This window comes from Rhodococcus sp. ACS1 (assembly GCF_002300155.1).
Taxonomy (GTDB): domain Bacteria; phylum Actinomycetota; class Actinomycetes; order Mycobacteriales; family Mycobacteriaceae; genus Rhodococcus_F; species Rhodococcus_F koreensis.
On record NZ_NSDZ01000001.1, the window covers coordinates 82,327 to 95,340 of the forward strand.

General features: G+C 63.3%; 15 protein-coding genes and 1 pseudogene. 4 read left to right on the forward strand and 12 right to left on the reverse strand.

Annotated features, from left to right (window positions below; genetic code table 11):
• Positions 1 to 911: 911 nt before the first annotated feature.
• Positions 912 to 1,034 (reverse strand): hypothetical protein, encoded by a 123-nt coding sequence (locus tag CJ179_RS52490; RefSeq protein ID WP_257015202.1) that lies wholly within the window; start codon positions 1,032 to 1,034, stop codon positions 912 to 914.
• 127 nt (positions 1,035 to 1,161) lie between these two features.
• Positions 1,162 to 1,473: a hypothetical protein gene (locus CJ179_RS00415; protein ID WP_257015203.1), complete on the reverse strand. Its 312-nt coding sequence runs from the start codon at positions 1,471 to 1,473 to the stop codon at positions 1,162 to 1,164.
• 464 nt (positions 1,474 to 1,937) lie between these two features.
• Between CJ179_RS00415 and CJ179_RS51210 the strand changes: the two genes are divergently transcribed.
• From CJ179_RS51210 to CJ179_RS00425, 3 genes are all read left to right on the forward strand, one after another.
• Positions 1,938 to 2,081, forward strand: a complete 144-nt coding sequence (locus CJ179_RS51210) for a hypothetical protein (RefSeq protein ID WP_179377476.1) — start codon at positions 1,938 to 1,940, stop codon at positions 2,079 to 2,081.
• 238 nt (positions 2,082 to 2,319) lie between these two features.
• Complete coding sequence (locus tag CJ179_RS00420) at positions 2,320 to 3,096, forward strand: enoyl-CoA hydratase (RefSeq protein WP_095860343.1); 777 nt, start codon at positions 2,320 to 2,322, stop codon at positions 3,094 to 3,096.
• Between the two features lie 301 nt (positions 3,097 to 3,397).
• Positions 3,398 to 4,276: a phytanoyl-CoA dioxygenase family protein gene (locus CJ179_RS00425; protein WP_257015204.1), complete on the forward strand. Its 879-nt coding sequence runs from the start codon at positions 3,398 to 3,400 to the stop codon at positions 4,274 to 4,276.
• A 189-nt stretch (positions 4,277 to 4,465) separates the two neighbouring features.
• Here CJ179_RS00425 and CJ179_RS00430 read toward each other — a convergent pair whose 3' ends face one another.
• From CJ179_RS00430 to CJ179_RS00460, 7 genes are all read right to left on the reverse strand, one after another.
• Complete coding sequence (locus tag CJ179_RS00430; protein WP_095860345.1) at positions 4,466 to 4,990, reverse strand: hypothetical protein; 525 nt, start codon at positions 4,988 to 4,990, stop codon at positions 4,466 to 4,468.
• A gap of 54 nt (positions 4,991 to 5,044) precedes the next feature.
• The gene (locus tag CJ179_RS00435) at positions 5,045 to 5,692 is read right to left on the reverse strand and encodes a hypothetical protein (RefSeq protein ID WP_095860346.1); all 648 of its coding nucleotides are present in this window, start codon (positions 5,690 to 5,692) and stop codon (positions 5,045 to 5,047) included.
• Positions 5,692 to 6,396 (reverse strand): hypothetical protein, encoded by a 705-nt coding sequence (locus CJ179_RS00440; RefSeq protein WP_095860347.1) that lies wholly within the window; start codon positions 6,394 to 6,396, stop codon positions 5,692 to 5,694. The genes CJ179_RS00435 and CJ179_RS00440 overlap by 1 nt, the downstream gene beginning before the upstream one ends.
• A gap of 53 nt (positions 6,397 to 6,449) precedes the next feature.
• Positions 6,450 to 6,983: a hypothetical protein gene (locus CJ179_RS00445; RefSeq protein WP_095860348.1), complete on the reverse strand. Its 534-nt coding sequence runs from the start codon at positions 6,981 to 6,983 to the stop codon at positions 6,450 to 6,452.
• A gap of 10 nt (positions 6,984 to 6,993) precedes the next feature.
• Positions 6,994 to 7,641 carry a hypothetical protein gene (locus CJ179_RS00450; protein ID WP_095860349.1) on the reverse strand — a complete coding sequence of 216 codons (648 nt, stop codon included), beginning with the start codon at positions 7,639 to 7,641 and terminating at the stop codon, positions 6,994 to 6,996.
• Positions 7,638 to 8,093, reverse strand: a complete 456-nt coding sequence (locus CJ179_RS00455) for a hypothetical protein (RefSeq protein WP_095860350.1) — start codon at positions 8,091 to 8,093, stop codon at positions 7,638 to 7,640. Before CJ179_RS00455 ends, CJ179_RS00450 begins: the two co-directional genes overlap by 4 nt.
• 105 nt (positions 8,094 to 8,198) lie before the next feature.
• The gene (locus CJ179_RS00460; RefSeq protein WP_095860351.1) at positions 8,199 to 8,612 is read right to left on the reverse strand and encodes a hypothetical protein; all 414 of its coding nucleotides are present in this window, start codon (positions 8,610 to 8,612) and stop codon (positions 8,199 to 8,201) included.
• Between the two features lie 920 nt (positions 8,613 to 9,532).
• Here CJ179_RS00460 and CJ179_RS00465 point away from each other — a divergent pair.
• Positions 9,533 to 10,696 carry a globin domain-containing protein gene (locus CJ179_RS00465; RefSeq protein ID WP_095860352.1) on the forward strand — a complete coding sequence of 388 codons (1,164 nt, stop codon included), beginning with the start codon at positions 9,533 to 9,535 and terminating at the stop codon, positions 10,694 to 10,696.
• 383 nt (positions 10,697 to 11,079) lie between these two features.
• Here the strand turns inward: CJ179_RS00465 and CJ179_RS00470 are convergent, their stop codons facing one another.
• The 3 genes and pseudogenes from CJ179_RS00470 to CJ179_RS00485 form a co-directional block, all read right to left on the reverse strand.
• A complete protein-coding gene (locus CJ179_RS00470; protein WP_095860353.1) occupies positions 11,080 to 11,793 on the reverse strand; it encodes a pyridoxamine 5'-phosphate oxidase family protein in 714 nt (237 codons plus the stop codon).
• A gap of 344 nt (positions 11,794 to 12,137) precedes the next feature.
• Positions 12,138 to 12,443 carry an EthD family reductase gene (locus CJ179_RS00480; RefSeq protein ID WP_095860355.1) on the reverse strand — a complete coding sequence of 102 codons (306 nt, stop codon included), beginning with the start codon at positions 12,441 to 12,443 and terminating at the stop codon, positions 12,138 to 12,140.
• A gap of 26 nt (positions 12,444 to 12,469) precedes the next feature.
• Positions 12,470 to 12,953 (reverse strand): annotated as a pseudogene (locus CJ179_RS00485) (hypothetical protein).
• Positions 12,954 to 13,014: the final 61 nt, after the last annotated feature.

Here is a 13,014-nt window from a genome sequence, read left to right on the forward strand (position 1 = left end):
AACCTCGCAGCTCCTCGCCGCCGGCAGTTCTACTCCCTGCAATCGATGGAGAAATCGCCTGCATTGTCCTCCGGAACGGGGGCTCAGCAGCTCCTAGGGAAGCACGCAAGGTCGCGAATGCCACTGCCAGTACCGCATCTTCACGATTGTTCCTGCTGAAGTGTGCCTACTCAGGTTTCGTGCGCCAGTTCTTGAGACCTGTCGGATCGTCAGACGCCTGGCCGTCGGTGTCGGCGGTGGTGCGGGTATGCGTTCGCTAAACTGCGTATCTCGTCTTGGACGCAGTTCGATTCAGGGATGACCTGCCACAATCGCTCGATGAATCGGCGCGTTGTCATTCCGAAGTTCACAAGGATGTCCTCCTCGGTAGCTCCCCCGAATGGTGCCCAGATGACGGCGAACTCGATGAGCCGATCCGCCTCGGGATCAGGATGATTGGGTGTGCGGTTGGGTTCGATCCACGCGGCGCGACGCCTCTGACGCCACCGGCGGTGCTCACGAGAGTTCATGGGAATTCACACATCTGATCGGGTCTAAGGGAAAGGTGGACGTTAGGGGCTCGGTGCGGCGAGGGACTACGGGGAGTGCCAGTCGCTTTCGTCCCGACCGTCGGGTTTGCTTATGCCACGCCGCACTAGCGCAGCCACCCCACACCATGCGCTGCATACGTGGCCGAGGTCCGGTGCGAGGGGTGGAGGTCCGTGCGCTGCCCTGCCAGCCCTCGACAGGGGTCCACATGGACAACCAGTCCGACGCCTCACACGCCGAGGAAGGCGATGTCGCCAGTCTCGATTACTGAAGGCTCACTACACCATCGTGTCACCAGAGTTCCGGCCGAGATCTGCGACCGGTTGCTCTGCTGCAGTCGGCTGTGTGCCTCCGGCACCGGAGGCACCGCCAGGCCCGATTCGTCATTCCTGTTCCCACCAGAAGGTGCCGTCCTCGGAATCCTCGTCCTCGTCCAGAGGCCAGGCGCCGAAGTGGGCGCCGGTCAGAGTGAGAATAGCGGTGAAAAACTTCTCCAAGAATGGCATGAAAGCCTGCTCTCTGCTTCGAAGGGGACCAGCTGTGTTCGGTGCTGCACCGTGCGCATGCCACCCCATGAGTCGTCGGGCAAGCGGCGGCATTCCCGTGGGCCCTCGCCGTGACAGAGAGGGGCGGTTACGCCGCGTGGTTGGCGGGCGCGAGCACCGGCACCAGAACCGAGTGAACCCCCGTCACACTGAGCATTTGCCGGATCGGTCCGCCCTGGCAGAGCTGGGAAGCCAGCATCCGTTCGCGGCACCGCTCGGGACTTACCGTCCTCGGATCGATCGGAATCCCAATCAGTATCTCTGCGGACGTCTCGCTCCGGCTCGCATCTACCAGTAACGATTCCTCGTCGACCGCCCGGATGGGCACGTCGCGTCGGCCGCGAACCGAACCGATGACTACTACGACGTAGTCGTCGCCGCCATGGGTGAAGGTGATCAAGCGGCAGTGGCGTCCTGCAACCACGAGCCTGACGTCCAGGCCGCGCTGTGGGAGTTCGTCTGCCGAGTCACAGTGGACCCGTTGCCGTCCCGACGCCGCCGAGGCTAGATGACCCGCCCCGATGACGGTTCGCCGTGAGGTCCAGCTGAAAAATTCGTCCGTCGCGTCCATTGGTCGCGCCTCTTCTGTGCATCCGATCGTCCTTCCGGGCCTGCACCCGATCCCAACATTGTGTTGTGGATCACATAATCATAAGAGTGAAAAGATCGCTAGTCAATTATTTCCGAGCTAGACTTTCTTAGTCGTGAAATATTTTACCGCCAGCCAGATGCTAGCCGAGCGGGACTGGCACAGCAATCGGGACGCCCGGTCGGTCGGATGCAGCACCGGACCTTGCCCCCAAGCGCGCACTGCGTCGTGGCGGATTCGGATCCGGACCAGTCGAGGTCATGAGGTGTTTACGAATGAAAAGACAATCGGAGTTGGTGACGCCAGCCGTCCGCGGGGACGAGCCCCGAACACAATGCCGACTGTGGGATCTGATCCTCTGGTCGGTGATCGTGATCGCAGCGGCGGTAGGTGTTGCGGCGGTGCTCACCACCCAATGACCCCGTCACACCAGAGATACCGGTGCTTTGCCGCGGACCCTCCGGGTTCCCTGTCCGCAGTCCGGCGCCGCGACCGACCCGTAGCACGCGACCACCCACCTGGCCGCAGGGTCGCAGGATTCGGCAGCCCCGGCGCGGAGCACGCGCGGATGCATTCTGCGACTTCTTCTCGCGCTGACATCGACATTTCACAAGCTCAACACGGCCACAATCAAGATGGGACCGAAAGGAAACAGCGGTGCACGAGTTCGAAACGATCCTCCTCGAGCGTACGGGCCGGGTCGGCACGGTCACACTCAACCGGACCCAGGCGCTCAACGCCCTCAACACTGCGATGCTTGCGGACGTCATAGCCGCGCTCGACGACCTGGAGAACGACCCAGGAATCGGCGCCATCGTCCTGACCGGCTCGGAGCGTGCTTTCGCGGCCGGCGCCGACATCAAGGAGATGCGGCCACGAACCTACATCGATGTCTTCGCCAGCGACTTTCTCGCAGGGTGGGAACGGTTGGCAGCGGTACGTAAGCCGACCATCGCTGCCGTAGCCGGATACGCGCTCGGCGGCGGCTGCGAGGTGGCGATGATGTGCGACCTCGTCATCGCCGCTGACACCGCAAGATTCGGCCAGCCCGAGATCACCTTGGGCGTGATCCCCGGCCTCGGGGGCTCACAGCGCCTTACTCGGGCAATCGGCAAGGCCAAGGCCATGGACCTACTACTGACCGGACGCACTATGGACGCGGCGGAGGCCGAGCGCGCCGGACTGGTCAGTCGGATCGTTCCCGCCGATCAACTCCTCGGCCAGGCGCAGAGTATCGCCGAGGCGATCGCATCGATGTCGTTACCGGTCGCGATGCTCGCGAAGGAAGCAGTCAATCGTTCCTTCGAGACCACGCTCGGCGAGGGATTGCTTTACGAACGGAGGGCATTCCACACGACGTTCGGACTCGACGATCAGAAGGAAGGCATGTCCGCGTTCATCGAGAAACGCGCGCCGACCTTCACCCACCGCTGAGTGCCGACGGGCCTCTGTCGCGCCTCCACCCCGCCCGGCCCATCGCGCTGCGGGTGGGTCCCGCACTGCGCTCCTGGGCTACCAGGTCCACCCGCGGCCCGGCGGGCACAACGATTCTGCTGACTCGTTGCAGATTCTCACGATGATCACCCGGACGGCCAACGCCACCCTGCTCGCCTCTGTGTAATCAGAAGGACCGTCCCCGTAGGCACCGTTCCGCGACATCAGCGCCCGGGGCGGAGACGCCGATATCACGATGTCCCGCCGCGCTGCCGCGGTCACCACCTGCAAAGGAATGCCAATGACCACCCAGCATCATATCGACCACCCCACCGAGGGACTGCTCCGCGAGATCACCGACGAGGAGCGGGCGGATTTCGCTGCCAATGGAGTTACTCGTCTCGAGGCCGTGATCGCTCCCTCGTGGATCGACTACCTCCGGACCGCGGTGGATCGGCTGATGACCGACGTTCCCGCCACCTCTCAGAACTACACATCCCCGGGTCAGCCTCGCTTCTTCTCCCAGGCATTTCCTCGCTTCGTCGACTCGGCGTTCGACGCCTGGGCTCTGTGCGGACCGACCAAGAACATTGCCCGCCAAATCCATCCTGCAGTGAGCTCGCTGCGGTTCTTCTACGACCAGGTGTTCGCGCAGGAGCCGGGGTCGGCCCAGGGTGCGCCCTTCCACCAGGACTACGCCTATCTGCCGATCGACGGCGATCAGTACTTCCGTATCTGGGTCCCGCTCGACACCGTCACGACCGACAACGGAGCCGTTCACTACCTGAAAGGCTCACACCTCGGTCCGGTCTACCGGCCCCGCAGTTTCAGCGGCAATCCTGAGGTTGCTGCCGTCTATCAACGTTCGCCCTACCCCGAACTCCCCGATTTCTCCGCCGACTGCGACCGCCATGAATGGTTCATCGGGGACGCCGAGCCGGGCGATGCGCTACTGCACCATCCCAAGACCGTCCACAGATCGCCCGCCAACCATTCCCGTCGCCCCCGCCGTGCCGTCACAACGATCTTCGCCGGCGACCAAGTCGTCTGGGATCCGAGGCCCGGCACCAGCTTCGACCATATTGCCAGCATCGGCGGGTTCTCTGTCCCTCCGATGACCCCCGGCTCACCGATCAGCGGCGACCTGTTCCCCGTTGTGTGGCAGAACCCCGCGCCATGACTAAGAGGTTCCGGCACCACCGGCCGCATCCCACGAAGCGATAGCTGATCACGCCCCCGGCGGTGGCTCAGCCACTCCCGACCACATGTGGACCGAGGCATCAAGCCCAGATCCACACCGCCCCGGATACTCCGGCTCTCTAGTGCCCGGAGTATCCGAGGTCGTCTCGCTCACCGTATCGGTGTCGTGTCAGTTTCCGATAACCGGCAGGATCAGCGCGATCCGCAGTTTCTGGTCGATCGTTTGCCCGAGGGCGAGTGATTGGTCCAACAAGGGGGCGAGTGCTTGAACTTTCGCGTCGGCGTCGGCGAGGGTATGCACGATTTGCCCCGCGGGAACGGCGGCGGCGTTGGCCTGATCGGTTGCCGATGCACCTGTGTCGATGATCCCGCCGAGTGGGGCGTCCGCGGACTTCAGGGCGTCACCGAGCGCCTGGAGTTGGGTGCCGAGATCGCCGAGGGTCTGGTCCGCGCGGGTGAGGGAGTTGAGCACCCCGACGACTTCTGGAAGGCCTTGGTTGATGGCGGCGTTGGCGGGAGGCAATTCCTTCGCCCCGGAAAGTGCGTCGTTGGTGGTCTTGTCCACGGTTTTTGCTTGATTGACACCGTCTTTGAAGATGTCATTGGTGATGCTCAAATCTCGTGTGACGATCAGAATGCCGCACAAGAGTGCGATGGTGAATGCCAGGGCAATCGCCCAGCAGAGCCGAAACATGGTGTGTGTTCTGCCTTTCACTCGTTCCGTGTCATTTCCTGACCAGTCCGAGCGTTACGGGGTGGGGGTGGTCGCGACGCCGAGAGGGGGGAGATTCAGGGAGTTGACTGGGGGCCCGACTACCGCGAGCAGGGGCCCGAGTTCCTGGATGTGCCGGGCTTCTTCCTCGACATTCGCCAGGGTCGCGGCGATGGCAGTGGCCTTGGGGCCGAGCGTTCCCAGGGTGCCTTCGATCGTGGTCAGTCCGGTGTTGATCGCCTCGAGTTGCGTGGTGACCGAGCCGACCGCCGTCGACAGTCCCGCCACCGTCGGGCTCGCTTGGTTGGCGCGGTCGGTCACGTTCGCGACCAGGCCCGGCAGCGGACCCGCGATCGTGCTGACGTCGCCGGTGGAGGAATTGAGTGTCTTGGATTGTCCCGTCAGCTCTCCGGCCTTGTTGGTCAGGCCTTCCAAGTCGTGTGCCAGCGGGTCCAGCGCCTGTATGTCTCCGGCGAGCTGGGCATGTTTGGGGACGAGGATCCCGGTGAGGGTGTCGAACTGGCCGGCGGAATCGATGACCTCGAGACTCAGCTGCGACGGTCGTCCCAGCGGGTCGATGACGTCGTCGAGTCCGGGAAGGAACCCGTTGACGGCGCAGAGCAGCACCGCGGGCGCCAGCCCCAGCATCAGCACTACCCCGAGCCATGCCTTCTTGGTGATCATCAGTTCCCTCCCGGTGCAGGAATGAAGGCTCCCTGTTCGGGAATCAGCGCGAGTTTGTTCGTCGTCCGCGTCAGCTCCGCGTTGAGCGCGTTCACCAGGTCGATCGCCGTGGTGAGCTCGTTGTTCACGCCGGTGACGGTGGTGTTCGCGTCCGCCGAGATTTGATGCAGCGACGTGGCGGAGCCTTGCAGCGTGGTGGCGACGGTCTCGAGTTGCCCGGCGATCGCGGTGTCGCCCTGACCGGCGGCGAGCAACGCCCGTGCGTCCGGCAGCAGCGCGGCCAGGTGATCGACGTCGGCGGCGGTTGCGGTATTGAGCTGAGCCAACACCCCTGCCAGCTCATCGAGTTGCTTGTGGGCCGTGGCCGGGGCGGTGAGATCTGCCCGTTGGGCGAAGTAGTCGTTGGTCAGCCGGAAGTTGTCCACGATCGTGCGCGCGCTGTCCTGCACGAGCTGACCCTTGTGGATGGCCGCCAACACCAGCCCGAACAGGACCACGGCCAAGACCGCAGCGAGGCGGCCCATCCATTCGGTGGCTACGGCGAACCTGCTGGAACTCGGTGTCGCAGCGCTCGGAATGTCCAGTCGGTGGGGCAGTACGCCCTTTCGGTATGGCAGCGCCGATGCTGGGATGTCGAGTCGCTGAAGTCCGGCCAGGCCTCGGCGGGGGTACGCCTCGTCCGGTAAGTCGGTGCCCTGCTGCATGTCACGTCCAGTCGAGAGTAGGTACAGATCGGTTGGAGGAGAGAAGGTAGGGCTCAGCCCGGGAGCGGAAGCATCTGGTTGATGGTCTGCGCGGCCGCCACCGAACCCTGCAGGTCGCTGACGAGTCCCTGAACGATGGCCAACAATTGGCGGCCCTGGTCACCGAACGCCTGCGCCGAGTCCACGAGCGGAAGCACGGTGTTCTGAACTTCCCCGAGGATGCCCTGGATGTTGGTCAGCTGATCGTTCGTCAACTGCGCCCCGTCGGTGCTGCTGGCAAGCATCTGCGCTGCCGGGGCGATCGCCTCATCGAGTTTGGTCAGCAGCGGCCCGAGCGCGGCGGTCGCATCGAGTGCGGTCTGCGCGGTGTGGGTCAGTTCGGTCAATTGTGCAAGTTGCTTGGTCAGTCGGTCGTTGACGTCGACGATGCCTTGGGAGGCGGTGATGCTCGTTTCGTTGGCGCGTTGCTGGTTGTCGAGTCGGGTGTTCAGGTTGAACACGACGAAGGCGAGCAGGCCGAGAACACCCACCGCGACGATCGACAGCACCATCCGGGCCGGCCCGCCGCGGCGTCCGAAGAAAATCAAGGTACTTCTCCTACTTTCCAGACAGGTCGTTGGCGGATTCTTCCGCCGACAGGCGGGTCCTGTGGACCTTCTCGGCCGTTGAACGTGCGTCGGTGAGGATGGCGTCCAAGGTGGCGCGGTCACGGGCGACAGCCGCAGTGGCGCCGTCGACCGGCGCCTGCAGTGAGCTGATGTGCGCGGTCAACGTATCCAGCGAGGCGACGAGATCGGTCACGTTCGCACCGGCGAGGTCGAGGGTCTTCTGCACGTCGCCGGTGATCTGCCCGGTGAGGGTGTTCAGTTCCGCCGTCACGGCCGCATCGGTGCTCAGGACACTCGCCAGGGATGCCTTCATCTTCTCGAGCGCATCGAACGCAGCCAGCGTGACCTTCTCGTGCTCGACAATCTGATCCAGGGCCGGGTTGTAGTTACCGGCGGACACCACCGCTTGATCGAGCCGATAGGGCGTGGCCGTCAAGTCGTAGATCCGCGGATACAGGTACAACGCACCCACCGGAATCAGCGCGAGAACCAGGAGCACCCGCGCCACATTCGTTGTGGTCGAGGCGCGCCGCGGCGGATCGACGAAGCCACCCGGTGGGGTCTCCTCGGCATATCCGATCGGCACGGTGGCCTCGGTATCGAGGGTGTGCCGGCTCCGGCCCGAAATCGCCGTCATGACTCGACCACCGAGACCAGCGCAATGGTGCGCAATGCCGTCAGCGTGTGTGTGAGAAGACCCTTCACCACGAGCTTGTGCGTGAGGATTCCGCCGAGCACCGTCATCCCCCGGTTGGTGAAAAATCCCACCGGAATCAAACCGCCGGCCTTCATCGGCAACTGTGACACGTCGAGGATCTGATCCACGCTGGCACTGATGGTGACGCTCGGCCGACCCACGATGTCGTTGTAGACAATTGCCTCGTCGGTGCCGAACACGATCGTGCAGGCACTGTCGGTGTCGGTGCTGTAGATCGACACCGGCCGGGAGATCTTGCGTGCGAACTTGACTCGGGACGGGAAGTTCTCGACGTTCTGCCCAATCAGCATACCGACGATGCTGGCGACGCCGTTCGCGTCGTCCCCGTCGTAGAGAGAGACCGGGTATGCCTCGGATTCAACAGTAGTCATCGATCATGGCCTTTCACAGCAGGGGTCAGCGATATGTCATATCGGCCCCTGCGCGGGACTCGCGTGGAGAACACGCAAGTCCCACACGGGCCGTTGGTTAGTGGGTCACACGTCCCAGTCCGTGGGCACCTGTCCCCACGACAGCAGGAAATTGTTGAAGGCTCCGGCGTTCTCGATGGCTGCCGACATCGGGCCCTTGGCGAATTTGACCTTTCCGGCCAGCAGCAGTTTCCCGCCCTCGGCGTCACCCTCGGCCGCGCGCTGCCACGTCTCGAGGGTCCCGTTGATCTTCAACCACAGGTCGCTCTCGTCGAACTTGCGGATCGTCCAGGAGATGATCTTGGCCTTCTCCCACTCGATATGACAGGCCACATCGTCCTTACCGATGGTGCCGAACTCCATGCGGTTGGTGAACGAATCGGGGTCCTTGAATCCCTTGTACACCTCGGCGTTCGCATTGACAGCCTCGAGCGCCAGTTCGCACCACTCCTGCGAGAAAAACTTCAGCTTGTCGGTCATCGGTTCGACTCCTGTTCGGTCAATCTGCCTCAAAGGGACTGTGCAGATGCATATTTCACTCAATTGGAGGAGCTTCGGCGCTGGCGTACAACACGCCACGACATTGCCGAGTGATACCGCTCACATCCGGAATTACCGTAGGCATTGATTGTTCACTCGTCAATTACTGATTTCTGTCGGCTTTTGCGACATGAAAGATCTTTGGCGCGCGCCTCACTCGGCGCCGAAACCACCTTATCCGCAGGTGGGGAGCACATTCGCGCTTGCCCATCCGTCATTAGCCACCGAAGAATGCCGTGCTTCCCTGCAAATTGGAGTTTATGTCAGGTGCCTGATTCGCCCTCATGCAGCGCCGTGACACGTGCGGCGGGCCGCGGCCTGCCGCATACCCGAGCAGCCGATCACCGTCATTTGGTAGTGGAATCCTGCTTATTTGTTTCGCATTCGAGCGTAAAACACCACCGCGGGCTCACGAATGCCTCACCAGGTGTGTAATCCGAGAGCAGCACTCGGTTGGAGGTCGGCTAGGTCCGCGAAACTGAACCCGACAGGATCCATCTGGCCCTATCGATGAGATGAGATTGACGATGCCCTCAGTGCCGATCGCCGTCACCGGCGCCGTCTGCCGGCAGACAGGACCAGACAGCGCCGCGGCTCCAGGGCTGAGTACCTCGCGCCCCCGCATCGTGCCGTCAGCTACCACGGACTCAACATCTCGGCCGCAAGGCCCGGTGCACTAGTTTCCGCCGCCGTGGTTCCCTCGGCCCGATCGGCGTAACGCTGTTTCAGCGCTTGCGCATCATCGGCCTCGCTCAACCCCGGCACACCGCTCCCGTCACCACGATCGGCGCGGCTTCATCCGGGAGAAGTGGGATCGACATCACGCACATTCTCAACGAAGACAAAGGGCACCGATTGTCGTGGATCCTCTGACGATTTCACTGGTCCGATCAAGCTTCAAATCTATCGGAGCGATCCCTGAGGGCGAGGACACGTTCGCACGTTTCTTCTACGCCATTCTGTTTGCCACCCATCCCGATACCCGCCAGCACTTCCCGGCAGCCATGGACATCCAACGCGATCGGCTGATGCGGGCGATCAGCTACGTCATCGACCAACTCGAGACACCGGAATCCGTACTCCCACTGCTAGCCCAACTCGGACGAGATCACCGCAAATACGGAGTCACAGAGGATCACTACACCGCCGTCGGCGACGCACTCCTCGCCGCGCTGGCCAACCTCGCCGGACCTGAACTCTGGACCGACGAGACCGATCACGCGTGGCGTCTGACGATCGCACTGATCGCCTCGATCATGACCGAGGCCGCCAACTCCGACGAGGGACCCCCGACACGTGTGGGCACGGTGATCGAGCACCGCCGAGTACTCGACGACCTCGCGATCGTGCGCCTGGAACTCGACCACACGATGACGTATGAACCGGGACAGTATGTCAGCGTGCAGGTACCCTGCCGACCCAGGATGTGGCGCTACCTGTCGTTGGCAACGCCACCCACACCGGACCGGATCGTCGAGTTCCATGTCCGACGAGTCTCCGGTGGCTGGGTGAGTCCCGCGATCGTAGGAGAGTCACAGATCGGCGACACCTGGCTGATCGGATCACCACTCGGTTCTCTCGGCATGTGGCGAGATCCTCGCAGAAGCCGGCTGATGATCGGCGAAGGAACCGGAATCGCTCCTCTGCGAGCGCAGTTGATGGATACCACGCAGCGCGGCGGCACCACCCCTCGGACGCATCTGTTTGTCAGCGGCACCTACCCCTGTGACCTCTACGACCTCGACATGCTGTGGGCATTGACGCAGACGCATCCGCGGCTGACCGTCATCCCGGTAACCGAGCACAGCGACGATCCGTGGTGGGTCCCCAGAACGTCGCACACCTCGGGCAGGGTGCAGGATCCACTCACCGGCCAGATCAGCCGTGTAGTCGCCGAATACGCGGACTGGACCGATCACGACATCGAAGTTGTGGGATCACCATCGATGGTCCGCACAACCAAGTATCGATTGATGGCCGCCGGGGTCGATGCCGGCAACATCCGCCATGACCCGCTGTACTGAGGCCGATGGCGCCACAACCTTTTGAGGTCCCCACGGGCGCGGATCTCACCGCTGAGACCGCGCGCTCGTGCGCGGGTGGAGCTGTTCTGCCCTCACGCTCGCCGTCGCCTTCTCACCCCCGACACCCCTGCTCCCGTACCCGCGGGGTCGCGCAGCACCCTCGCCCGGTTTGAGTGCGGAAGATCCTGCTGCACCGTACCGAGGAATCACTACGAGCACGACGTACATACCCCCGTCGAACCACATCCCGCACCAGCGCGCAAGCGTGGTCGCACAGTGTCATTTCACCCGGACAGAGATGCACGCCAGCCACGGCGTCGTGGTGCAGTCGACTCTGACACCCCGCCCAGACCGCCGGTCGGCGGCTGTGCTGGCTCTCTATGTCAACTCGGCCGGTGTGTCCGGTACATCGTCCGGCCCGTGTCGGCGCGCGGACCGGGCGCCGACGAGAGGTCCGGCCTGATCGGCTGCATGAGTTCGTCGCCGACAGGCTGAGCGTCGAGCGGCATCGTGCCTTTCGCATCGAAGTAGTCGCCGCCCTTGCGTTTCACGTCGTCCGTTCCCCAATCCCGCTGACGCGGAACGCGCGCCATTCGCGGAATATGCCTGCGGCAGTGGATGTAAGCTTCCTCGACATCGACGACCACCCAGCGCTCCGGTGTGCGCCCGTTCGACCCGCCGACGGGGAGTCCGACGATCTCGGAACGCAGGTCCGTGTCCTCCACGATCCGCGCTGAGCCGTTGACGTGCAGGCCGATCAGGACACGTACGAAGTCCACGAGAAAGATTCCGACATGCGGGTTCTCGAGGATGTTACCGAGGCTGGCCATCACCCCGTTGCCCCGGTACTCGGGGTAGGCGAGCGTCGTCGAGTCGATTACGTGAATGAACCCCGGAACTCCGGAACTCCGGCTGTTGTCGCATTCGCCGGACGCGTCAGCGGTGGCAACGAAAGTCATCTCCTGACGACCGACGAACTCGATCATGGCCGGATTGAGATGGTCGAGAACCTGATCCACGTAGAATTTCGCGGCGCATTCCGCCGTGCCATGCCGTTGTTGGAGTTGTCGCTCACCCACACTGCCGATCTCGCTCATTCGGACCCCGCTCTCTCACGCCGGTAATCTCGTCCGCCCGCTCCCCCGCGCTGACCTTCAGCTACATGTTCCGCGTGACGGGTTCACCCGATTGTGCAGTGTCGCTGGACGCCCACGGCAACCAGGCGAAGGTGGGCTACTCAGTCACCTGGCGAGACCATCAGGTGAATGGCCAGTGGTATGTCGCTCGGTTCGCCAGTGGTGATTGCTGCCGGTCGAGCGGCGCACCGAACCTGCCTCTGCGGTTCCCCGACGGCACGTTCGAAACGCGACGATAAGCGGAAGGGGTCCTCCGCCAACAATAGATGGCGGAGAACCCCCGTGTGGAGAATGTGGCCGGGCGGTTACGTGACGTTCTGTGCGAAGTGCAGGATCTGCACTCCCCCGGTAGCGAAGTTGGGTACATCGGCCTGAGCGGCCGCTCCCTCGGTGGACGCGAGAGCCGCGCCCATCTCCTCTGCTGAATCGAAGTCCGCCTCGAAGATCGCGGCGAACGGTGAGTCCCCTTCGGCTGCCGCGACGTCTACCGTGTGGCGGATCGCGCGGACGCCCGGGAGCTTGCGTGCGATCGGCAGGTGGGTGTCCCGGTAGTACGTGCGGAAGGCCTCGGGGTCGGTGGGTGGGCCATAGAGGACCATGAGTGTGTGCATGGTGTTCCCTTTCTGGAGAACATTGGTCAGGGTTGGACGGGGTCGAGGGTGACGTCGTAGTGCGTCTTTAGCACCCCATCCTGGTTGGGTTGAACGTCGAGGATCAGCTCGGGTTTGGTTGCCTGCGCGATGTCGTTGTCGAGCCACTGCCCGTCGCGGAAGTACAACTGGGTGGTCAGCGGGAAATAGCCGAGTTTGCTGACAATCAGGTGTAGGCGAGCCGGCCTCCAGGGGCTCCACTCGGCAGATCTGATCAAGGCGCCGACAACACCATCGGTGGGGATCTGATAGGGAGCGGGCAAGATTGTGGTGATCTCGAATTTGCCGTGCTCATCGGTGACGGCGACGCCCCGGAGGTTTGCCGTCGGGGATGCCGGGTGCGAATCCCGAGCAGTAGCCGTCGGTGTCGGCGTGCCACAGGTCAAGTCGCGCGAACGGAACCGGTTCACCCTCGAGCCCGAGCGCCTGTCCGGTGAAGACCGGTGTCGTACCTCGCTCGTCCTCACGCATGGGAAGCGCAGTGTGCGAGGGCAGTGTCTTCTGTCCGGGGAGGTAGTAGGGGGCCGCTGAC

Bases quoted from the DNA above. Each gene is read 5' to 3' on its own strand.
- CJ179_RS52490 (WP_257015202.1), bottom strand. From the start codon at position 1,034: ATGCCATTCTTGGAGAAGTTTTTCACCGCTATTCTCACTCTGACCGGC.
- CJ179_RS51210 (WP_179377476.1), top strand. From the start codon at position 1,938: ATGAAAAGACAATCGGAGTTGGTGACGCCAGCCGTCCGCGGGGACGAG.
- CJ179_RS00425 (WP_257015204.1), top strand. From the start codon at position 3,398: ATGACCACCCAGCATCATATCGACCACCCCACCGAGGGACTGCTCCGC.
- CJ179_RS00430 (WP_095860345.1), bottom strand. From the start codon at position 4,990: ATGTTTCGGCTCTGCTGGGCGATTGCCCTGGCATTCACCATCGCACTC.
- CJ179_RS00435 (WP_095860346.1), bottom strand. From the start codon at position 5,692: ATGATCACCAAGAAGGCATGGCTCGGGGTAGTGCTGATGCTGGGGCTG.
- CJ179_RS00440 (WP_095860347.1), bottom strand. From the start codon at position 6,396: ATGCAGCAGGGCACCGACTTACCGGACGAGGCGTACCCCCGCCGAGGC.
- CJ179_RS00450 (WP_095860349.1), bottom strand. From the start codon at position 7,641: ATGACGGCGATTTCGGGCCGGAGCCGGCACACCCTCGATACCGAGGCC.
- CJ179_RS00455 (WP_095860350.1), bottom strand. From the start codon at position 8,093: ATGACTACTGTTGAATCCGAGGCATACCCGGTCTCTCTCTACGACGGG.
- CJ179_RS00460 (WP_095860351.1), bottom strand. From the start codon at position 8,612: ATGACCGACAAGCTGAAGTTTTTCTCGCAGGAGTGGTGCGAACTGGCG.
- CJ179_RS00470 (WP_095860353.1), bottom strand. From the start codon at position 11,793: ATGAGCGAGATCGGCAGTGTGGGTGAGCGACAACTCCAACAACGGCAT.
- CJ179_RS00480 (WP_095860355.1), bottom strand. From the start codon at position 12,443: ATGCACACACTCATGGTCCTCTATGGCCCACCCACCGACCCCGAGGCC.